This window comes from uncultured Sphingomonas sp. (assembly GCF_913777625.1).
Taxonomy (GTDB): Bacteria; Pseudomonadota; Alphaproteobacteria; order Sphingomonadales; family Sphingomonadaceae; genus Sphingomonas.
The window spans coordinates 262,305-282,096 of the sequence record NZ_CAJYTI010000010.1; the positions used below are offsets into that span (position 1 = coordinate 262,305).

21 protein-coding genes and 1 tRNA gene are annotated in these 19,792 nt (G+C 67.4%); 15 read left to right on the forward strand and 7 right to left on the reverse strand.

The window, feature by feature from the left end:
• The first annotated feature begins 106 nt into the window (after positions 1–106).
• Positions 107–1,333 carry a type II secretion system F family protein gene (locus QZ814_RS06325; protein ID WP_294330285.1) on the forward strand — a complete coding sequence of 409 codons (1,227 nt, stop codon included), beginning with the start codon at positions 107–109 and terminating at the stop codon, positions 1,331–1,333.
• A gap of 45 nt (positions 1,334–1,378) precedes the next feature.
• Here QZ814_RS06325 and QZ814_RS06330 read toward each other — a convergent pair whose 3' ends face one another.
• Positions 1,379–2,011 carry a hypothetical protein gene (locus tag QZ814_RS06330; protein WP_294330287.1) on the reverse strand — a complete coding sequence of 211 codons (633 nt, stop codon included), beginning with the start codon at positions 2,009–2,011 and terminating at the stop codon, positions 1,379–1,381.
• Positions 2,012–2,094: 83 nt separating this feature from the next.
• Here QZ814_RS06330 and QZ814_RS06335 point away from each other — a divergent pair, with 83 nt between their 5' ends.
• From QZ814_RS06335 to QZ814_RS06350, 4 genes are all read left to right on the forward strand, one after another.
• A complete protein-coding gene (locus QZ814_RS06335; protein ID WP_294330290.1) occupies positions 2,095–3,129 on the forward strand; it encodes an ABC transporter substrate-binding protein in 1,035 nt (344 codons plus the stop codon).
• A complete protein-coding gene (locus QZ814_RS06340) occupies positions 3,126–3,680 on the forward strand; it encodes a prepilin-type N-terminal cleavage/methylation domain-containing protein (RefSeq protein ID WP_294330291.1) in 555 nt (184 codons plus the stop codon). Before QZ814_RS06335 ends, QZ814_RS06340 begins: the two co-directional genes overlap by 4 nt.
• Positions 3,677–4,561 (forward strand): type II secretion system protein GspK, encoded by an 885-nt coding sequence (locus QZ814_RS06345; RefSeq protein WP_294330292.1) that lies wholly within the window; start codon positions 3,677–3,679, stop codon positions 4,559–4,561. Before QZ814_RS06340 ends, QZ814_RS06345 begins: the two co-directional genes overlap by 4 nt.
• Before the next feature lie 70 nt (positions 4,562–4,631).
• Positions 4,632–5,216 (forward strand): hypothetical protein, encoded by a 585-nt coding sequence (locus tag QZ814_RS06350; RefSeq protein WP_294330492.1) that lies wholly within the window; start codon positions 4,632–4,634, stop codon positions 5,214–5,216.
• A gap of 3 nt (positions 5,217–5,219) precedes the next feature.
• Here QZ814_RS06350 and ybaK read toward each other — a convergent pair whose 3' ends face one another.
• Positions 5,220–5,693 (reverse strand): Cys-tRNA(Pro) deacylase, encoded by a 474-nt coding sequence (ybaK, locus tag QZ814_RS06355; RefSeq protein WP_294330293.1) that lies wholly within the window; start codon positions 5,691–5,693, stop codon positions 5,220–5,222.
• A gap of 138 nt (positions 5,694–5,831) precedes the next feature.
• Between ybaK and QZ814_RS06360 the strand changes: the two genes are divergently transcribed.
• The 4 genes from QZ814_RS06360 to QZ814_RS06375 all read left to right on the forward strand — a co-directional run bounded on the left by QZ814_RS06360 (position 5,832) and on the right by QZ814_RS06375 (position 9,382).
• Positions 5,832–6,554 (forward strand): S8/S53 family peptidase, encoded by a 723-nt coding sequence (locus tag QZ814_RS06360; RefSeq protein WP_294330294.1) that lies wholly within the window; start codon positions 5,832–5,834, stop codon positions 6,552–6,554.
• A 152-nt stretch (positions 6,555–6,706) separates the two neighbouring features.
• Complete coding sequence (locus tag QZ814_RS06365; protein ID WP_294330295.1) at positions 6,707–7,108, forward strand: DUF2147 domain-containing protein; 402 nt, start codon at positions 6,707–6,709, stop codon at positions 7,106–7,108.
• Between the two features lie 56 nt (positions 7,109–7,164).
• On the forward strand, positions 7,165–8,445 hold the full coding sequence (locus QZ814_RS06370) for an outer membrane protein transport protein (protein ID WP_294330493.1): 1,281 nt from the start codon (positions 7,165–7,167) through the stop codon (positions 8,443–8,445).
• A gap of 154 nt (positions 8,446–8,599) precedes the next feature.
• Complete coding sequence (locus QZ814_RS06375) at positions 8,600–9,382, forward strand: IclR family transcriptional regulator (protein WP_294330296.1); 783 nt, start codon at positions 8,600–8,602, stop codon at positions 9,380–9,382.
• A 112-nt stretch (positions 9,383–9,494) separates the two neighbouring features.
• On the opposite strand, the gene QZ814_RS06380 is transcribed toward QZ814_RS06375, so the two are convergent.
• A tRNA-Pro gene (locus QZ814_RS06380) sits at positions 9,495–9,571 on the reverse strand.
• A 187-nt stretch (positions 9,572–9,758) separates the two neighbouring features.
• Between QZ814_RS06380 and pnuC the strand changes: the two genes are divergently transcribed.
• The 3 genes from pnuC to QZ814_RS06395 all read left to right on the forward strand — a co-directional run bounded on the left by pnuC (position 9,759) and on the right by QZ814_RS06395 (position 13,315).
• Entirely contained in the window at positions 9,759–10,313 is a 555-nt protein-coding gene (gene pnuC, locus QZ814_RS06385) for a nicotinamide riboside transporter PnuC (RefSeq protein ID WP_294330297.1), read from the forward strand.
• On the forward strand, positions 10,310–10,834 hold the full coding sequence (locus QZ814_RS06390; RefSeq protein ID WP_294330298.1) for an ATP-binding protein: 525 nt from the start codon (positions 10,310–10,312) through the stop codon (positions 10,832–10,834). The genes pnuC and QZ814_RS06390 overlap by 4 nt, the downstream gene beginning before the upstream one ends.
• A 186-nt stretch (positions 10,835–11,020) precedes the next feature.
• Complete coding sequence (locus QZ814_RS06395) at positions 11,021–13,315, forward strand: TonB-dependent receptor (protein ID WP_294330299.1); 2,295 nt, start codon at positions 11,021–11,023, stop codon at positions 13,313–13,315.
• Positions 13,316–13,415: 100 nt separating this feature from the next.
• Here the strand turns inward: QZ814_RS06395 and QZ814_RS06400 are convergent, their stop codons facing one another.
• Entirely contained in the window at positions 13,416–14,378 is a 963-nt protein-coding gene (locus QZ814_RS06400; protein WP_294330300.1) for a CsgG/HfaB family protein, read from the reverse strand.
• A 163-nt stretch (positions 14,379–14,541) separates the two neighbouring features.
• On the opposite strand from QZ814_RS06400, the gene lepA reads away from it, so the two are divergent.
• Entirely contained in the window at positions 14,542–16,350 is a 1,809-nt protein-coding gene (lepA, locus tag QZ814_RS06405) for a translation elongation factor 4 (RefSeq protein WP_294330301.1), read from the forward strand.
• A gap of 6 nt (positions 16,351–16,356) precedes the next feature.
• Here lepA and QZ814_RS06410 read toward each other — a convergent pair whose 3' ends face one another.
• Genes QZ814_RS06410 through QZ814_RS06420 form a run of 3 tightly spaced genes read right to left on the reverse strand, consistent with a single transcriptional unit; the run spans position 16,357 to position 18,293 of the window.
• Entirely contained in the window at positions 16,357–16,584 is a 228-nt protein-coding gene (locus tag QZ814_RS06410) for a hypothetical protein (RefSeq protein WP_294330302.1), read from the reverse strand.
• An 8-nt stretch (positions 16,585–16,592) separates the two neighbouring features.
• The gene (locus tag QZ814_RS06415) at positions 16,593–17,552 is read right to left on the reverse strand and encodes a beta-carotene 15,15'-dioxygenase, Brp/Blh family (RefSeq protein ID WP_294330303.1); all 960 of its coding nucleotides are present in this window, start codon (positions 17,550–17,552) and stop codon (positions 16,593–16,595) included.
• Positions 17,553–17,558: 6 nt separating this feature from the next.
• Positions 17,559–18,293, reverse strand: coding sequence for a bacteriorhodopsin-like (locus QZ814_RS06420; RefSeq protein ID WP_294330304.1), 735 nt, complete (start codon positions 18,291–18,293; stop codon positions 17,559–17,561).
• Positions 18,294–18,774: 481 nt separating this feature from the next.
• Here QZ814_RS06420 and QZ814_RS06425 point away from each other — a divergent pair, with 481 nt between their 5' ends.
• Together QZ814_RS06425 and QZ814_RS06430 are read left to right on the forward strand one after the other, a co-directional pair.
• Positions 18,775–19,329, forward strand: coding sequence for a hypothetical protein (locus QZ814_RS06425; protein WP_294330305.1), 555 nt, complete (start codon positions 18,775–18,777; stop codon positions 19,327–19,329).
• Between the two features lie 137 nt (positions 19,330–19,466).
• Positions 19,467–19,784, forward strand: coding sequence for a hypothetical protein (locus QZ814_RS06430; RefSeq protein ID WP_294330306.1), 318 nt, complete (start codon positions 19,467–19,469; stop codon positions 19,782–19,784).
• Positions 19,785–19,792 lie beyond the last annotated feature (8 nt).

Consider the following 19,792-nt stretch of genomic DNA (forward strand, 5'->3'; position numbering starts at 1 on the left):
GCGCAGCCGCGTGGTGGAGGGGGCTCTCCCCAAGCGAGTCCGGTGTGGTGCCCCCCCTCCACCATGCTGCGCATGGTCCCCCTCCCCGTGCCGGGGAGGATTTTAGATGCCCGCGTTCGCCTATCGCGCAGCGGATCGCACCGGTGCCGCCAGGCGCGGCGTGATCGAGGCGTCCAGCCCCGCCGCCGCCCGCGCGCTGCTCCGCGAGCAGGCGCTGCTGCCGCTCTCGGTCGAACCCGCCGCCGAGCGCGGCCGTTCGATCGGCGCCATCCCCCTCCCGCGCTTCGGCCGCAGCGGCATCAGCGCCCGCGGGCTCGCCACCGTCACCCGGCAGATTTCCACGCTGGTCGGCTCGGACATCGCGATCGAGGAGGCGCTGCGCCTCGTCGCCACCCAGTCCGAGCAGCCGGCGGTCAGTTCGCTGCTGCTCGACGTGCGCGGGGCGATCCTGGACGGGCGCAGCTTCGCCGCGGCGCTCGCCCAGCATCCGAAGGCTTTCCCCGAATTCTACCGCGCGTCCGTGGCGGCGGGCGAGGCCTCGGGGCGGCTGCCGGACGTGCTCAACCACCTCGCCGAGTTTGTCGAGAACCGCCAGGCGAACGGCCAGAAGCTGCAGCTCGCCTTGCTGTACCCGGCGCTGCTGGCGTGCGTGTCGTTCGGCATGATGGTGCTGCTGCTGGTCTATGTCGTGCCGGACATCGTCAAGGTGTTCGTCTCGCGCGGCGCCGACCTGCCGCTGCTTACCCGCGCGCTGATCGCGATCAGTGCGTTCCTGCAGAGCTTCGGCCTCTATCTGCTGATCGCGGTCGGGCTCGGCATCGTTGCATTCGGGCGATGGCTGCGCGTGCCGGCCAACCGGCTGCGCGTCCATCGCTTCTTTGCCGAGCGCCGCCCGTTTCGTCGCTTCAGTCGCCAGATGAACGCTGCGCGCTTTGCCGGGAGCCTGGCGACGTTGGTGGGCAGCGCGGTGCCGCTGGTCGACGCATTGCACGCGGCGGCGGCCGTGACGCCCAACCACTTCGTCCGCCAGAAGGCGATGGGCGTGGCGATGCGCGTGCGCGAGGGCATCAGCCTGCGCGCGGCGATGCAGGAGGCGGACATCTTCCCCTCCATGCTGGTCGCGATCGTCGCATCGGGGGAAAGCTCGGGCAAGCTCGCCCCCGCGCTCGGCCGCGCCTCGGGGGAGCTGGAGCGCGAGCTCGACGCGCTGGTCTCGACGCTGGTCGCGCTGGTCGAGCCGCTGGTGCTGCTCGTCATGGGCGGGCTGGTGCTGCTGATGGTGCTCGCGATCCTGCTGCCGATCATCAACCTGAATAATCTGGTGGGGGTGTAAAGGACGCGCAAATCCTCCCCTTCCAAAAGGAGGACTTGGTTGGACTTACATCTGCCCCTGAATGCGGGCGCCGCCGGGCAGGCCGACGAACGGCAGCGTCGCCGCGCCGTCCTTGCTTACCCCCAGGTCCAGCGTGCCATCCTCGCCCAGTACGGCATCGAGCAGCACCTGCCGGCGCTGCGTCGCGGGCGTCAGCCGGATCGTCGTGCGGGCGCCGATATGCTCTGCCGTCAGCAGCAGGGCGGGAACCGCAGTCGAACCGCCCCCGGCCTTGGGGCGGCAGCTGCCGGGATCGGTCGTCACCTTGCCGTCGAGCATCTGGCTGCCCCCGCGCACCGCGATCTTCGCCATCTCCACTTGCATCACCAGCAGGCAGGTAAAGGGCAGGTCGGGCTGGATCGCCTGGAGCAGGCTGGCATCCGCCGCGCCGCTGACATGGTCGAGCACCGTCCGGCCGCCCAGATGCACCAGCGCCTGCCCGCCCAGATCGGTGTCCGGCCCGCTTGCCTTCCAGTCCGCCGCGAGCCCCAGGCTGGTCAGCGAGCGCAGCGGTGCCAGCTGCCATTCGAGCTTGCTGCCCCCGGCCACGCCGACCTCGCCGCGCCAGATCGTCCCGGCGACACCGCTGCGCCAGCTTGCGTTTCGGACGAGCAGGCTTGCCGGTGCGGTGGCCAGCATCGCCAGCGCATAGGCCCCTATGCCCAGCCCGGCGAAGACGGTAAGACGCCGGCGTGCTTCCCTCGCTGAATCCGGAGTTTGCAATGGACCGTCGGTCCCTGCTGCGGCTGCTGCCCTCGGGCCTCGTCCTGTCCGCGGCATCGCTTTCCTCCAACGCATGGGCGGGCGAGAAGAAGGACAAGCGCCCCATCGCCCTGTTGCTCCCGCTCACGGGACCGCGCGCGGAGCTTGGCCGTAGCATGCGGCAGGCGGCCTTGCTCGCGGAAAACGCCGCGTTCGTGCTGGGGTTCGATACCGGCGGTACCGCCGAAGGCGCGGCACGGGCGGCGGGCGAGGCGCTGCGCCAGCACCCCGCGCTGATCCTGGGGCCGCTCAGCGCGGCCGAAGTGCCCGCCGTGGGCAGCACGGTGGCCAGTCGTGTGCCGGTGATCGCGTTCAGCAACGATTCGGTGCTGCGCCAGCCGGGCGTGTGGATCTTCGGGATCACCGCCGCGCAGGTGACCAGTGCGATCCTGCGCTACGCCCGTACCCGGGGGGTGCGATCGGTGGTGATGATCGACGACGGCTCGCCCTGGTGCGCCGCCGCCAGCCTGGCCGCGGGGCGGATGGAAGGCGAGATCGGCATCACCCTGCGCGTCCTGCAGGTGAAGCCGGGCGAACCCTTGCCCCAGGCCGGCGACGCGCCCGATGCGGTGCTGCTGCCGGGCAGCGGGGAAGGGGTGCTCGCCGCCGCCCGCGCGCTGAAGGGCAGCGGGGTGCAACTGCTGGGCACGCTGCAGGGGCTCGATAACCGGCCGGACTCGCTCCAGGCGCTCGACGGCGCGTGGCTGGCCTGCCCCGATCCCGGCGCCTTCGCGTCCTTCGCCCAGGCTTTCGCAGCCAAGAATGGCGGCGACCCCGGTACGATCACCGCGCTCGCCTATGACGCCGCCGGCGTCGCCAACACGCTGCGCGAGGCCAATGCGCTCAACATGAACGGGCTGGTCGATGCCAAGGGCTTCCACGGCGTCACCGGGCCGGTGCGCTTCCGTACCGACGGATCGGTGGCGCGGGACTTCGCGATCGTGGTCGCCTCGCGCGACGGCTATGTCAGCGTGGCGGTGAGTTCGGGCTCGTGAACCACCGCCCCGAAGCCGGCGACTCCGGCTTCACGCTGATCGAACTGATGATCTCGCTGGGGCTGTTCGCGCTGATCGCGGTCGCGGGGCTGGCGCTGGTCGACGGAATCCTGCGGGTGAACGGGCGCACCGAGGCGCGGCTCGATCGGCTCGCTGCGCTCCAGCGGACGATGTTCGTGCTGTCCAGCGATCTGGACCAGATCGCCAGCGGCCCGATCGAGGGGCGCGGTAACCGCCTGTCCTTCACCCGCAGCGCACCTGGTAGCGGCGGGCTTGCCACGCCGGTGCGCTACGCAGTGGCCGGCGGCATGCTGGTCCGCGTGGCGCCGGCGCCGCAACTGCTGCTGCCGGGCGTCTTCACCGCCCGGTGGCGCTTCTGGGATGGCGGCTGGATCGATCACTGGCCGGTGGATGGCAGCGACGAAGCCAAGGCGCGCTGGCCCCGTGCAATAGCGCTCGACGTGCAGGCTGCAGGGCCCGGCGGTGCACCGGTGATCCTGCACCGCGTGGTGACCTTGCCCGCCCGCGCCCGGGACCAGACGGTACAATGACCCCCCCGCGCGGCCCCCGCGACGACGAGCAGGGCATGATCCTGGTCAACGTGCTGCTGTTCGTCGCGATCGCCAGCGGTCTCGTGCTGCTGATGATCGACCGCGAGGAACTGGCGCTCGATCGCGGTCTCAGGATGCGCGAGGCGGCGCGGGCGCAGGCGATCGTGCGCGGCGGCGAGCTCTCCGCGCTGGTGGCGCTGCGCCGTGACGGCGAGACGGCCGGCGACGTCGATCATGCCGGCGAAGCCTGGGCCAAAATCGCGGTCAACGCTGCGCCGATCGAGGGGGGTGTCTTCGATCTGGCGATCGGCGATGCCGAGGGGCGCTTCAACATCAACGCGGTGCGCACCGGCGAGGCGGGCGCCGTGGTGCTGCTCCAGGAAATCGCCAACCAGATCCAGATGCCGCCCGAACAGGTGGTGGCGGCGATCGAATATGTGCGGCAGCGGGGCCCGGTCACCGATCTGCGCCCGTTGCGGCTGGCCGGCATCGACCCCAAGGTCGCCGACCAGCTGGAGCAGGTGGTGACGGCGCTGCCGGGCGACACGACGATCAACCTCAACGCCGCCGAGCCTGCGTTGATGGCCATCCTGTTCAAGGATCCGCTGGTCGCCAGCCGGCTGGTGCAGGTGCGGGCGCGGCAGGGCTTCCTGACGCTCAAGGACCTGAACGACCAGCATGTGACCTTGCCCTGGGGCTGCTCCTTCCGCTCCAGCACCTTCTGGGTGCGCACCCGCGCACGGATCGGCGGCACCACGCAGCAGGAAGCGACGCTGATCCAGCGGCGGCGAACCAAGGAGGGCCGGGTGGAGACGGTGCCGGTCGAGCGCTGGCGCAATGCCGCGGTGCCTCCCGGCGTGCCGGCGTTCGGCGCGCGGTGAAACGGTTGAGCTTGGGCGCTGTTTCTGGTCTGGTCCGGCGCATGATCGCGGAGCGTTTCCCTTGGTGCTGATGCGCCTGTTCGGCCGCGGCGAGATCCGCCGCTGGCGCGACGTGCATGTCGCGATGGCGCGCGCGGTGCTGCAGCAGGCCGCCGCCGACCTGGTCGAGAGCTTCGATGCCGATCTGTCGCAGGCCGATTGGCAGGACGGGCTGATCGAGCAGACCCGCTTCGTCGCCGCCCGGATCGCGCCGGTGGTGCGGCAGGTCGCCGATCCGCTGGCACGGCGGGTGATCGAGGAGGCAGACCGCGCGCTTCAGCCGATCGCCTTCCACCATCTCCAATGGCAGCCGCTGCCGGTCGATGCGAACCTGATGCGCGACATGATGGAGGAGCTCGGTGACTGGGCTGCCGCCGGTGGTGCGGCGCTGACCGGGCTGGTGCGCGGCGCCGCCAACGGCTTGCCGATCACCGCGGGGTTGGGACGTGGTCTGCCGGGCGACTGGATGCGGCTTCGCGCCGAGGCCCGGCTGCGCGCCAAGGTCCATGCCTATGTCTATGCGACGGTAGTGCAGGGCCCCAAGGGGCGGCCGTCGCTGCTCGAACATGTCATCGAGCTGCTGCGCGACGCGGCCCGCCACGCCCAGCCGCTCTGACGCTCAGGCGATGATAGCGGTTACCGTTGCCTTGAGCAGCTGCGCCGCATCGCCGGGTGCCAGCCGTAGCTGCAACCCGCGTTGTCCGCCGTTCAGAAAGACATAGGGCTCGCTGACAGCGGTTTCTTCGATCACGGCGGGCAGCACCCGAATCTGGCCGAAGGGGCTGATGCCGCCGACCTTGTACCCCGAAAGCCGCTCGGCATCCACCGGCTTCATCATTTCGGCCGATTTGCCGCCCAGCGCGGCGGCGAGCTTCTTCATCGCCACCTGCCGGTCCGAGGGCAGGATGGCGAGAACGGGCTTGCCATCCACCTTCGCCATCAGCGTCTTGAGCACGCGCGCGGGCGGCTCGCCGAGTGCTTCGGCGGCTTGCAGACCGATCGCGTCGGCATCGGGATCATAGGCATAGCTGTGCACCGTGAACTCGATCTTCGCGGTTTCCAGCATCCGCGTCGCGCGGGTCGCCTTGGACATGGTCTCCTCCTGCTCGCTTGATTCCAGCGCGGTGGCATCGGTTCCGCCTCCCTGCAACCACTGAGCGCAGTTGAAGAACTTGTTAACCGATTTTCTCTAGCGTATCCGAGGGTTTATCGGGGTGAGCGGAGACGGGGCATGCCCTTGCTGGGAATGGCGCTGTTCGCAGCGGTTGCGGGAAGTTCGCCGGCCGCCGTGCCGCGCGTGGCGATCATCGACAGCGGGGTCGCCGAGACCCCCGAGCTCCGCGGCAAGCTGATCGCCGAATATGACATGGCAGGGCCCGGCCGCCCCGCCTTCCGCCCGCGCTACGACCATGGCACGATGGTCGCGACCATCCTTGCGCGTGCGGCAGCCGGGCAGGTGGCGATCGTCTCGCTGCGGATCGACGATCCGGCGGGCTGCCGCCCCGGCGCCAACCCGCCCTGCCAGCCTAGTGCTGCCCCGATCGTCGCGGCGATCCGCAAGGCGACCGCGCTGAAGGTGGATGCGATCAACATCTCGCTGGCGCTGGCCGACGATCCGGCGATCACCGCTGCCGTGCACGATGCCGCGGCCGCCGGGATTGTGGTGGTGCTTGCCGCCGGCAACAATGGCCTTGCGCATCCCGGCAACCTCGCCATGGCCCGGCAGGGCTTCCCTAACGCCGTGCTGGTCGGCGCGCTCGATGCGGGCGGCAGGCCCTGGGCCGGCACCAACCGGCCCGACCCGGAAATCCAGGGCTATACCTATGTGTGGCAGCGCGGCGTCGACGTGCCGACCGCATTGGCGGACGGCCGCGCGGTGACCGGCACCGGCACCTCCTTCGCTGCTCCCATCGAAACCGCCCGCAGGATCGCCCGCCGCCACCGGCTTGCCTGAAATTTGCGGAAACATACCCGGCATTGCGGAACTTTGAGGAATGGGTATGGTTCCAGCCCAGGAGAGGCTGGAGCGTAAACATACGCCTTGTCTGTCCTCGTTGCGGTGAATCTGCGACGGGAACATGAGACAATGGAAAAACAAGTATGTGGATGAGTTTGCTTGTCGCGATGCTGGTAGCAGCACCGCAAGCCGGAGAGGGTGTCGAGGGTCGGTGGAAAACCCAAACGCGCAACGCGATCGTCGAGATCCAGCGCTGCGGTTCCTCGATCTGCGGGCGGATCCTGACCTCGGATGCGCTTCGCACCAATCCGGACACCCGCGATACCCATAATTCGAACGCGCAACTGCGGAACCGCCCGCTGAAGGGCCTGCAGATCCTCAGCGGCTTCACCGCCGACGGCGTCAACTGGAGCGGCGGCAAGATCTACAACGCCGAAGACGGCAAGACCTATAGTGCCGACATCACCATGGCCGGCCCCGATCAGCTCAAGCTGCGCGGCTGCGTCTTCAAGCCCTTCTGCCGTACCCAGACCTGGACCCGGGTTCGCTGAGCGAAGCGAGAACCGCTTTCGCGAACCCCAGTAGCGTGAGAAAAACCATGAAAAAGATGCATCTCCTCCTCGCCGCCGGCTCATCGCTGGCGGCCAGTGTCGGCTTTTCGGGCGCCGCCCATGCCCAGGCCTTCTATCTGCAGGAACAGTCGGCGCGCGGCGCCGGTCGTGCCTTTTCCGGCGAAGTCGCCGATACCGGTGCCGCCTCATTGTGGTGGAACCCGGCGGCAATCGCCGATGCCGAGCGGATCGAGGCGAACCTCAACGTGGCGGCCATTTTGCCGCGCGGCGAAGTCGTCGACACCGGCACGCTGATCCGTCGCCCGGGCGGCCAGCCCTTCGCCCCGGTAGGCGGCGACAGCACCACCCGCAACCCGATCAACAACGGGGTGCTGCCCTCGGGCGCGATCGCGGTGCCGCTGGGTCACCGGGTGGCGATCGGGCTGGCGGTAACGTCACCGTACAGCTTCACCACCGAATATCCGGCGAGCAGCTGGGCCCGCTACAGCGCCGCCACGACGCGGCTGCGCACGGTCGACATCCAGCCGTCGATCGCGGTGTCGGTCACCGACTGGTTGCGTGTCGGTGCGGGCGCCAATGTCGAATATACCGATGCCCGGCTCGGCAACGCGCTCCCCAACGTGCTGGCGAGCCTGCCCGATGGCCAGCAGACGCTGAAGGGTGACGGCTGGGATGTGGGGTGGAGCGCCGGCTTCCAGATGCACAGCGACCGGGTGACCGCGGGCTTCAGCTACAAGTCGGCGATCCGCCACAAGCTGAAGGGCAGCCTCACCGTCAGCGGGCTGGTCGGGCCGCTCGCGCCGAACAACCTGTCGCTGTCGAACGTCGAGGCGGATTTCTACACCCCCGCACAGGAAATCGCCGGCGTGCGCTGGAAGGCGACCGATCGTCTGACGCTCAACGGCCAGATCGTCCATTACAACTGGGACAAGTTCGACGCGATCCGTCTCGGCGCACCGGTCAATGCCGCGCTCCCGGAGAATTATCGCGAGAGCTGGAGCTATGCCGGCGGCGTCGATTACATGGTCTCGCCGGCGTTGACGGTGCGCGCCGGCGTGCAGCGGGCAACGACCCCCACCCAGGACGGCGGCCGCGACGCGCGCGTGCCGGACTCGAACCGCTGGAACTTCGGTGCCGGCGGTTCCTATTCGATCACGAAGAACATCGTTCTCGATGCAGCGGCCAATTATGTCGACTTCGCCAATGCGCCGATCGACCGGCCGACGATCGCAGCGGGATCGACGATCCTGACCCAGGGCCAGCTGCGCAATGCCCGCGCCTTCGTGTTCTCGCTTGGCGGCCGCGTGCAGTTCTAAGCGACGCGGTCCCGCATCCGCCGCGTGGCTGCCGGTCGTCCTGACCGACAAGCGCGGCCGGTGCGGGGCCCGTCCTCGCCAGCTGGATGTTGGCGCCCGGTTGCATGGATCGCGCTTTCGGGCGAGGGAGGGTGGCAACCGACGGGGAGATACCATGGCGCGCGAGGGGGGCAAGAAGACCTATTCCGCACCCGCGATCGAAAAGGCCTTTGAAATCATCGAACTGCTTGCCGGCCGCTCGGAGGGGGCGTTGGTCAGCGAGATGGCGGCCGATCTCGGTCGATCGGTCGGCGAACTGTTTCGAATCGTCGTGGTGATGGAGCAGCTCGGCTATCTGCGACGCTCGGAGGTTACCGATCGCTATGCGGTCGCCTACAAGCTGCTCGATGTCGCGCTGCGCGCCACGCCATCGCAGGACCTGGTGCGCGCCGCGCTGCCCGAAATGCAGATGCTGGCGCGGGATACGGTGCAATCCTGCCATCTCGTCGTGCCCAGCCATGGGCACGGGCTGGTAGTCGCGCGCGAGGAATCGCCGGCGAGCCGGGGGTTCGCGCTCAAGGTGGGCGCGCAGATCGATCTCGTGCGGAGTTGTTCGGGCCAGGTGCTGCTGGCCTTTTCGGGCGACAAGCTGGCCGAACGCATGGTGCGCGGCGCCGAGGAGGAGCGCGGCGAGACCGTCGATCGCGGCTGGCTTGCCGAGCGGCTGGAAGCAGTGCGGCGGCAGGGGCATGACGCGCGCAAGAGCCCGGTCACCTTCGGCGTAACCGACATCAGCTATCCGATCTTCGGCTTCGATCGCAGGGTGATCGCGGCGCTCACCATCCCCTTCCTCGAGCTGATCGACGGTTCGCAGGTGATGGACCTGGACGCCGCGCGCGAGAAGCTGCGCGCCGCCACCGCCCGGATTTCGGATCGGCTGGGCTACCAGCCGGGCTGACCGGCGTGAGACGGCGTCTTCAACGGAACCGGATGGCGTAGAGGCGCTGCGGTGGGGCGAGGATATGGGAGAAGCCGCGGAAAACCGCGGCTTCTCGTCCATAACTAGAAAGTGGTCGGGGAGAGAGGATTCGAACCTCCGGCCCCTGCCTCCCGAAGACAGTGCTCTACCAGGCTGAGCTACTCCCCGACGGAGTCCGGTCTACGATGCTTTCGGGAGCAGACCGGCTTGAGCTTGGAGGCGCGCCTATAAGGGTGGGTTGGCCGAGCCGTCAAGCGCTTCGTTGCAGCAAAAAGACGATTGCATGCATTTTTTCTGCAATGCCCCAGCGCAGCGCGCTCGACCCTCGCATGCGCGGCCGATACAGACGGTTCCCGTGTCGCCAATCGAAGCCGTCGCTACCCTGCTGGGTCTCGCCAATGTCGCGCTCGTCGTGCGCCGCAGCCTGTGGAACTACCCGTTCGCGCTGGCGATGGTCACGCTCTACGCGTGGATTTTCCTCCAGGCGCGGCTGTACAGCGACGCGCTGCTCCAGGGCTTCTACTTCGCGGTCAACGGCTATGGCTGGTGGAACTGGCGGCGCGCGCAGCGGGCAGAAGGCGAGGTGCCGGTCACGGTGCTCGGCGCCCGTGCACGGTTCGGCTGGGGCATCGCAGCCGCCCTCGCGGCGCTGGGCTGGGGCGCGCTGATGCACCGCGCGACCGATGCGGCCTATCCGTGGTGGGACGGTACCATCGCGGTGCTGAGCATCGTCGCGCAGATCCTGCAGTCACGGCGCGCCTGGGAATGCTGGCCCTTGTGGATCGCGGTGGACCTGCTCGCCATCCCCTTGTTCCTGGTGAAGGGGCTTTGGCTGACCGCCGGCCTATATTGTATTTTCCTCGCGCTTTCGGTGTGGGGGGCGATCGACTGGAACAAGGCCCGCGCATGACTCCCCGCACCATATGCCTCCACGGCCCGGAAAGCACCGGCAAGACAACCATCGCCCCGCGGCTGGCGGCAGCCCTGGGCGGGACGGTGCTCGACGAATATGGCCGCGAATATGCCGAGACGCGCGGCACGGACTTCTCGATGCGCGACTTGGTGGAAATCGCCAAGACGCACGACGCCGGCACGCAGATGATGGCGGCGACCGCTGCGGCACCGCTGATCCTCGATACGGATCCGCTGATGACGGCCGTGTGGGCGGATATGCTGTTCGGCACCCGCGATCCGTGGTTCGACGCGTGGGACAACACCGCCGACCTCTACCTGCTGTTCGACATCGACCTGCCTTGGGTCGCGGACGGCACGCGGCTCTTCGGGACTGCGGAGGCCCGTCGGCGCTTCTTCGATTTGTCGCGCGCGGAACTGGAGCGCCGCGGCGTGCGCTGGGCCCGGGTGCGGGGCGAAGGCGAGGCGCGCTATGCATCGGCGATGGCGGCAATTCAGGCATTTGCTGCCCAGGTCTGATCGGGCGCGGCTGCGATAACCCGCCGAGATTTCGTCACAGGAAGTTCACAATCCGGGCCTAGCGCGACCGCGACGGCATCGGGGGGATCCACCAGCCACGTCGCTGTGCAGCGGGACCTTGGTCGCGCTGCTTCGTCGCGTGCCGTTCACACAAAAACGATCAAAAACTCTTTCGGGGAAACCACCATGTTGAACCTCATGCGCGACAAGCGCAGCCTGATGATCGGCGCCGCCATGGGCGCGCTGTTCGCGTGCCCGTCGGCCTTTGCGCAGGACAGCGCCGCCACTGCCGCCAATGACAAGGACGGTCTCGCCGAGATCGTCGTCACCGCCGAGCGTCGCCCGGAGAACCAGCAGGAAGTGCCGCTCTCGGTCGCCGTGCTGCCGGCCGCCCAGGCGCGCGACTACACCGCCAGCGGCGACGACACGCTGCTCGCCCTCTCGGGCAAGGTGCCGGGTCTGTACGTCGAATCCTCGACCGGCCGCATCTTCCCGCGCTTCTACATTCGCGGCCTCGGCAACGTCGACTTCTACCTCGGCGCGTCGCAGCCTGTCTCGATCATCCAGGACGACATCGTCCTCGAGCATGTCGTGATGAAGTCGAACCCGGTGTTCGACGTCAACCAGATCGAAGTGCTGCGCGGCCCGCAGGGCTCGCTGTTCGGCCGCAACACCACTGCCGGCATCATCAAGTTCGATTCGATCCGCCCCACCCAACAGTTCGAGGGTCGCGGCACCGCCAGCTATGGCAGCTATAACAGCGTGAACGTCGATGCCGGCGTCGGCGGTCCGATCATCCAGGACAAGCTCGCCTTCCGGATCTCGGGGCTCTACCAGCACCGCGACGACTATATCGACAACAGCTACACCGGCCCGAGCGCCGACGGCACCCGCGTCGGCCGCAAGAACGCCGCCGGCGGCTTCAACGAGCGCGACGTGCGCCTGCAGCTGCTCGCGACGCCGAACGAGAACCTGTCGATCCTCGCCTCGGGCCATGCCCGCTGGTATGACGGCACCGCCACCGTGTTCCGTCGCGGCGCGCTGAACCTTGGCTCGAACGTGATCAACAACGTGCAGTTCACCAGTGCGCGTTGGGACGAAGGCGCGGATAACCCGCAGAAGTACAACACCGCCGGTGGCTCGCTCCACCTCAACTGGACGCTGGGCGGCGTTACGCTCACTTCGATCACCGGCTACGAGACGCTGTCGGGCCGCAGCCGCGGCGACACCGATGGCGGCGCGGCTGCCGATTTCGGCAATGCGGGCTTCGGCGAATCGATGGGCCGCGTGAAGGGCCTCGACCAGTGGACCCAGGAAGTGCGCCTCGCCAGCAACGCTGCCGGCCCGCTCAAGTGGCAGTTCGGCGGCCTCTATTTCGATTCGCGCGACATCACCGATTTCTACCAGCGCGCCTATTTCCTGAGCGGCACCGCCAACAACCCGAACAACTGGGTGCGGCTGCACAACATGAACACCAGCTGGGCGGTGTTCGGCCAGGCGAGCTATGAGATCGCGCCGAAGCTGACGCTTACCGCCGGCGCGCGCGTGACGCAGGACACCAAGACCACCGACCTGCTGAAGACCGCCGACACCGCGGCCGGTGTCGTCACCTATACCGGACGTCGCCACGTTCGCCTGTCCGACACCCAGCCCAGCTGGGACGTGAGCGCGCGCTATGAGTTCAACCCGGACGTCAGCGTCTATGCCCGCGTCGCCAAGGGCTTCCGCGGTCCGACGATCCAGGGCCGTTCGGCGGTGTTCAACTCCGACTTCACCACCGCGAATTCGGAAAAGATCCTGTCGTGGGAAGCCGGCATCAAGACGCAGCTGGATCGCACCGTGCGCTTCAACCTGTCGGGCTTCTACTACACGCTCGACGACATCCAGCTGAACGGCAACGATGCCAATGGCAACGGCGTGCTGCTCAACGCGAAGAAGGCCAAGGCGTACGGCGCCGAGGCCGAGTTGGACTGGCGCCCGTCGCGCAACTTCTCGATGCAGATGGGCCTCAGCCTGCTGCACAGCGAGATCGACGACAAGAATGTCGAGGCCCAGGTCTGCGCCTTTGCCGGGGCGGTCACCTGCACCGTGCTCGATCCGCTGCGCAAGCAGGGATCGGTGTTCCTGGCGAAGATCGACGGCAATCCGCTGCCGAACGCGCCGGAATATAACTTCAACGTCGCCGCGCGCTACGACATCCCGTTCTCGAACGATGGCCGCGTGTTCATCTCCACGGACTGGAACGTCCAAGGCTATACCAACTTCGTGCTCTACGAGACGAAGGAGTTCACCTCGAACGGCAACTTCGAGGGTGGCCTGAAGATCGGCTACACTGCGCCGAACAACGCGTGGGAAATCGCCGGCTTCGTCCGCAACATCACCGCCGAGAAGAACCTGAAGGGCGTGATCGAGAACTACCGCGCCGCCGTGCTCAACGAGCCGCGGGTGTTCGGCGTCTCGCTGAGCGGCAAGTTCAAGTAAGACCGGCCAGCCGCACCTGTCCTCGGAGAGGTGCGGCAGCCAAAAGAAAAGGGCCGTCGCGGATCCCTCCGCGGCGGCCCTTCTGGTTGGTATCGTCCGATCAGTTCGACGGCGCGAGCTTGGTGTTCAGCACCCAGCCGACATTGTCGTTCTCGTCGGCGACTTCCCACCACAGGCCGTCCTTGTTGCCGGTCGGGTAGACGATCGCGCCCGGTGCGAGCGTGCGGAGCACCTTGCCGGTCGCATTCGGCGCCGAGCGCAGTGCCACGGGTGCCTGGGCGGTGAACGTCTTGGTGGGCGCCGCCTGCGCCGTGCCGGCGTCGCCCGGACGGACCAGACCGAGTTCGGTGACCATCTTCGAATAGGCGTCGATGAAGGCGAGCGTCACGACGCGACCGATATCGGTATTGTCATAGCCGCCGCCGACTGCGCCGACGCCGCCGCCAAGGAAGCCGACACCACCGCCTGCGCCCCAGGAGACGCTGTTCTTGGAAGCATAGCCGTCCTGCGTCGCGATCGTCTCGGTCGTGCGGACATTGGTGAGCGAGAGGACGGTGTTCGCCTCCATCTTGCGCGACTTGATGCCGCCGAGAAGGCCGCCGATCGGGCCGCCGATCACGCCGCCGGCGGCACCGGCCACGCCGCTGCCCGCCGCGTTGCGATTGGACGCCTGCACCTCGGCAACCAGCACATAGTCCGCCGCCTTGATCTGGCCCTGACCGACATTCGAGCCGCGCTGCAGGCCCAGATTGCCGCCGATGTTGCGCTCCTTCTCCGCCGCCTGCAGCCCCGAGCCGCGATCGACGAGATTGAAGCAGCCCGAGCGCTGCACCAGCACCTTGAGCAGCTTCTGCGGCGGCGCCAGCGAATATTGCGTCCAGCCGCGGGGATCGTCGCCATCGACGATCGAAAGGGTGCCGAGCTTGCGCGCGCAGTGCGGCACGTCCTGCACCGCCTGGTCCTGGCTCCGCTGCGTCTTGGTCGGCTTGCTCTGGGCGAGCGCGGGCGCCGCGCCCACGCACAGTGCCATCGCCCCGGCGGCGCCGAGCAACTGCTTGATCATCGTACTGAAACCTCCCTGTACTAACCGCGGCCCCGCACGAAGAAGGGGACCGCACCCCGGCCGCGGACGTACCAGAAGGAGGCGCCGCGGCCTAGCGACCTTGCATCACCGTACAATCGGGTACTTTGGCTTTTGCGCGCCACCTGCTATCGCGCGCGGAATCATGGCCACCGACATCACCAAGATCCGCAATTTCTCCATTATCGCTCATATCGACCACGGCAAGTCGACCCTTGCCGACCGGTTGATCCAGCGCACCGGCGGCCTGGCCGACCGCGAGATGTCCGAGCAAGTCCTTGACAACATGGACATCGAGAAGGAACGCGGCATCACCATCAAGGCGCAGACCGTGCGCCTGGAGTGGAAGGGCCATGTCCTCAACCTGATGGACACGCCGGGCCATGTCGACTTCGCCTATGAGGTGAGCCGCAGCCTCGCGGCCTGCGAGGGTGCGCTGCTGGTGGTCGACGCCGCGCAAGGCGTGGAAGCGCAGACGCTCGCCAATGTCTACCAGTCGATCGAGCACGACCACGAGATCATTCCCGTGATCAACAAGATCGACCTGCCCTCGGCCGAGCCCGAAAAGGTCCGCGCCGAGATCGAGGACGTGATCGGTCTCGACGCCTCGAACGCCGTGCTCGCCAGCGCGAAGAGCGGCATCGGCATCGACGAGATCCTCGACGCAATCGTCGAGCGCATCCCGGCGCCCAAGGGCGATCCCGATGCGCCGCTCAAGGCGATGCTGGTCGACAGCTGGTACGATCCGTATCTCGGCGTCGTCATCCTCGTCCGCATCATCGACGGGTCGATCAAGAAGGGCCAGCAGGTCAAGTTCATGCAGACCGGCACGACCCATCTGGTCGACCGCGTCGGCGCCTTCCGCCCTAAGATCGAGCAGCTGCCCGACCTCGGTCCGGGCGAGATCGGCTTCATCACCGCGCAGATCAAGGAAGTGGCGCAAGCCCGCGTCGGCGACACGCTGACCGACGCCAAGAAGCCCGCCGCCGAGGCGCTGCCGGGCTTCAAGGAAGTCCAGCCGGTCGTCTTCTGCGGCCTGTTCCCGGTCGACGCGGCGGACTTCGAGAAGCTGCGCGAGAGCATCTCCAAGCTGCGCCTCAACGACGCGTCGTTCAGCTTCGAGATGGAAACCTCGGCCGCGCTCGGCTTCGGCTTCCGCTGCGGCTTCCTCGGCCTGTTGCACCTGGAGATCATCCAGGAGCGGCTGATGCGCGAGTATGACCTCGACCTCATCACCACCGCGCCGAGCGTCGTCTACAAGATGCGCCTCACCAAGGCGGCAGGCGAGGCCGAGGCCAAGGAAATCGAGCTCCACAACCCCGCCGACATGCCCGATCCCAACCGGATCGAGGAAATCGAGGAGCCGTGGATCCAGGCGGTGATCTACGTGCCCGACGAATATCTCGGGCCCATCCTCAAGCTCTGCCAGGACCGCCGCGGCATCCAGAAGAACCTCACCTATGTCGGCGGCCGCGCCCAGGTGACCTATGAGCTGCCACTCAACGAAGTGGTGTTCGACTTCTACGATCGCCTCAAGTCGATCAGCCGCGGCTATGCGAGCTTCGACTATGAGCAGATCGGCCACCGCGCCGGCGACCTCGTCAAGATGAGCATCCTCGTCAACAACGAGCCGGTCGACGCGCTGAGCATGATCGTCCACCGCTCGACCGCCGAGAGCCGCGGCCGCGGCATGTGCGAGCGGCTGAAGGACCTGATCCCGCGCCATCTGTTCAAGATCCCGATCCAGGCGGCGATCGGCGGCAAGGTGATCGCCCGCGAGACGATCGCCGCGCTGCGCAAGGACGTGACCGCGAAATGCTATGGCGGCGACGCCAGCCGCAAGCGCAAGCTGCTGGACAAGCAGAAGGAAGGCAAGAAGAGGATGCGCGAGTACGGCAGCGTGCAGATCCCGCAGGAGGCTTTTATCGCCGCGCTCCGGATGGGCGAGGAATAAGCCCGCTTACCTCTGCCGGTCGTCCGGCAGGGGGCGGGGGGCATCGCGGCCGTGCCGTGCCGCCAACACGATCGCTGCCGATCCCAGCACCGCGCTCGTGACGATCGCTGCAACTGCGAGCAGCCCTTTCGTGCTGATGCGGGCCTCCAACACGACGGCATTGCCGACGCGGACCGAGGCGTGGGCGCCGTGCTGGTTTGGCGCGGCTTCGGGGCGGGTCAGGACGTTGGACATGGCGCCTTTTACGCCGCGTGCGCTCCCCTGTCTCCCATGTCGGCGCGGAGCCGCGTGCCCATCGCCTCGAACAGCAGATGCGGCGCGGCGACGACCGAGAACAACTGGAAGGCGAGTGCCGGGTCGATCCCGTGCGCCAGATCGACGAAGCCCGGGCTGAACGCCGCCCAGCCCGCGCAGGCAATGCCGGCGAGCGCTGCCGCGAGCAGGGCGGGCGGGCCGTGCCCCACGGCGCTGGTGCCGAACTCGTCGAAAATCGCGACAATGTGCCGGCGCGAATGGAGCAGCGCGAAATAGAGCGGGAAGGCGATCGTCGGCGGTGCAGTGGCGAGCAGCACCAGCGCGGTCCCCTGTGCGGCGGCCCAGCGGCGCGATCCGGTCTGCCAGGCCGTGGCGATGGCCACCGCCGCCACCAACAGCGCGACCGGCGCGACCAAGGTGACCAGTGCGACCGCGTGCCGGGCGGTAGGCGGATCGGTCATCGCAGCGAACAGGGCCGATACGGCGCGCGGTTGGCCCAGCACGGCTGCGGCGATTGGCGCAAGGCCCGCAGCGCTGCGCAGCAATCCATCCTGTGGCACGTCCCAGTCTTCGGAGAAATGCCAGGCAGCCAGCCCCAGAAAGGCGAGCAGCGCCAGCAAGGGGGCGATCCACCAGGTGAGCGCCATCGCCGCTGCGACCGCGCTGTAGGCGGCGAGAAACAGGGCGAGGGCGCTGCCCTTCATCCCCCACCGCCGCTTTGCGACCAGCAGGTCGTGCCCGCCATGCGGCAGTCCGCCTACGAGCATCAGCAGCATGCCGGCCTGTGTTGCCGCGGCGGTATGGAGGTCGATCCTGGCGATCAGCGCCAGGCCGAGCAGGACGGCGCCGAGCCAGAATAGCCAAGGCACCGCCCGGTCCTGCGCGAGCGCAGAAGACCGGGCGGTGCCGATGGCGGCCGGTAAGGGGAGGGAGGTACCGGCGCGCATCGCCGATCAGGCCGCGTGCGGCGTACCGTGGCCTTCGACTTCGGACTTGCGCTGGGCGATCGCGAAGATCAGCAGGCCGACGCCGGCCTTCGCCACGAGATCCGCGATCGTGTAGCCGATCTGGATCACGGTCGTCACGTCCGGCCCGGTGAGGTGGGCGTAGGGCGCCATGTAGACGATCGGGTAGAAGCCCCACGAGGCGAAGGTCAGCAGGCGCGCCTGCTTCACCAGGCCGCGCACCGCTTCCGGCTGGCGGTCGATCGACTTGCCGAGGCCGCTGAACAGTTCCCAGACGATGTAGACGAACGGAATGGCCGAAAGCGTGCCCCACAAAGCGCGGGTGGGAATGTCGGCGGCGATCTCGCCCGGATAGCCGAGAATGATCATGAGAGCGGCGGCAAGACCGAGGCGCCAGCCCTTGGACACGGTTTCTTCCCGCGACAGGCGCATCACCAGTACCAGCTCGATCAGCAGCAGCGGCACGGTGAGCAGCCAATCGACATAGCGATAGGCATCGTTGAAGGCGACGCCGGTGGCCGTGACGGTGCCGTTCACATAGTGATAGGCGGATTCCCAGCTCTCGAAGATGCGGAAATAGTGATAGGCCGCGATCGCCGTGACCAGGCCGGAGATCGTCACCGCATTCTTGTACGCCGAGGAGACCTGGGATCGCCCGAACCAAAGATAGATGGTGGCGGCTGCCATCGTCGCGAAGGTGAAGGAGAATGCGTTGTAGATCAACGAATACTGAAAGGGTGAAACGATCGCGTTTTCCATCGGTGACTCTCCATCGTATTGCCTAAGCGTCATTGGGGCAATGCCCGAAGCTGCTGGGCATCCGTGACGAAAGGCTAGTTATTGTCGCGGATACGGCGCGAGAAGCACAAGGGTATGGTGAACGTTTTGACGATGCCGTATAGTGCTTCCTATACGACACCGGGTGCGTTCTTCCACAACCCTGCCTACACCACTACAATGTTTTGTGACACGATCGATATGTCCATTGGGGTGGTGAAAACTGCAACTTTGGCGGGCCGTAGGGCGCGCGGTTTGTATACTCGGCAAGCGTCTTGCGCGCCGTTGCGGGAGTGCCGCAGCGGCGGCTTGTGAACCATTCCGGCAGCCGAACGTTATCGCGCCGTCCTTTACAATGGTCGCGAGCGTGCAGAGATCAGCCTTGCCCTTCCTGTCAGCCTCGTCGGCGCGCTTCCGCTGCCGCAGCGTGGCAAGTGCCGTTGTCGCACTGCTGATCGCCGCACCGGCCCTCGCGCAGGACTATCCCGCCCGCCAGCTCGGCGACTGGACGATTGCGCCCAGCAAGGACGGATCGGGGTGTTTCATCAGCCGTGACTATGATCGCCCGGGGCATACCAGCGTGCTGCTCGGGCTCGGCCGCGACGGCAGCAACCATTTCTCGGTGCTCAACGAAAACTGGTCGATCCGCCCGCAGGACCGGCTGAAGCTCACCTACAAGCTGAGCCAGGGCGGTTATCCCAACCATGCCGCGGTGGGCATCGTCGCGGACGGCAAGCAGGGCTTCGTCGCGGCATTCGATGCCGGTTTCCCCACCGCCTTTGCCGGATCGAAGGCGCTCCACATCGATCGCGGCGATACGCCGGTGGAGCGCCTGCCGCTCGACGGCAGCGGTGCCGCGGTGGCGGAGCTCCAGCGCTGTGTAGCGGCGCAGCACGGCCCCGCCAAGGCCGAGGCCAGCGATGACGGAATCCCGCGCGACCCCTTCGCGCCTGTCGGCAAACGGAAGGGAAAGCGGCGATGACCGGCCGTTCAGGCTCCGTCCAGCGGACAAGACGCACGGTCGGACAGAATCGGGATTGTTGCGGTCCCGGTGCTCCGGCTTGGGTGCTGAGCCTTTGTTTTTATTAACCAGTGAAAGGTGTGTACATGCGTAACGGAATGAAGTTTGCCCCCCTCGCGATGCTCATGATCGGTGCCGTCGGCCTCAGCGGCTGCGCCACCAAGAAGTTCGTCCGCGAACAGATCGCCCCGGTGAGCCAGCGCGTCGACGCGCTCGAGACGCGACTCCAGGAAACCGACGGTACCGCAAAGCAGGCGCTGTCGCAGGCGCAGGCCGCGTCGGGCCAGGCGCAGCAGAACGGCCAGCGGCTCGACCAGTTGAACGGCCGTGTCGACACGCTCGACCAGCAGCAGCAGGCGCTGTCGCAGAAGGTGGACGAGCAGAACGCCAAGCCGCGCAAGCGTCCGCGCAACTAAGGCCTCGA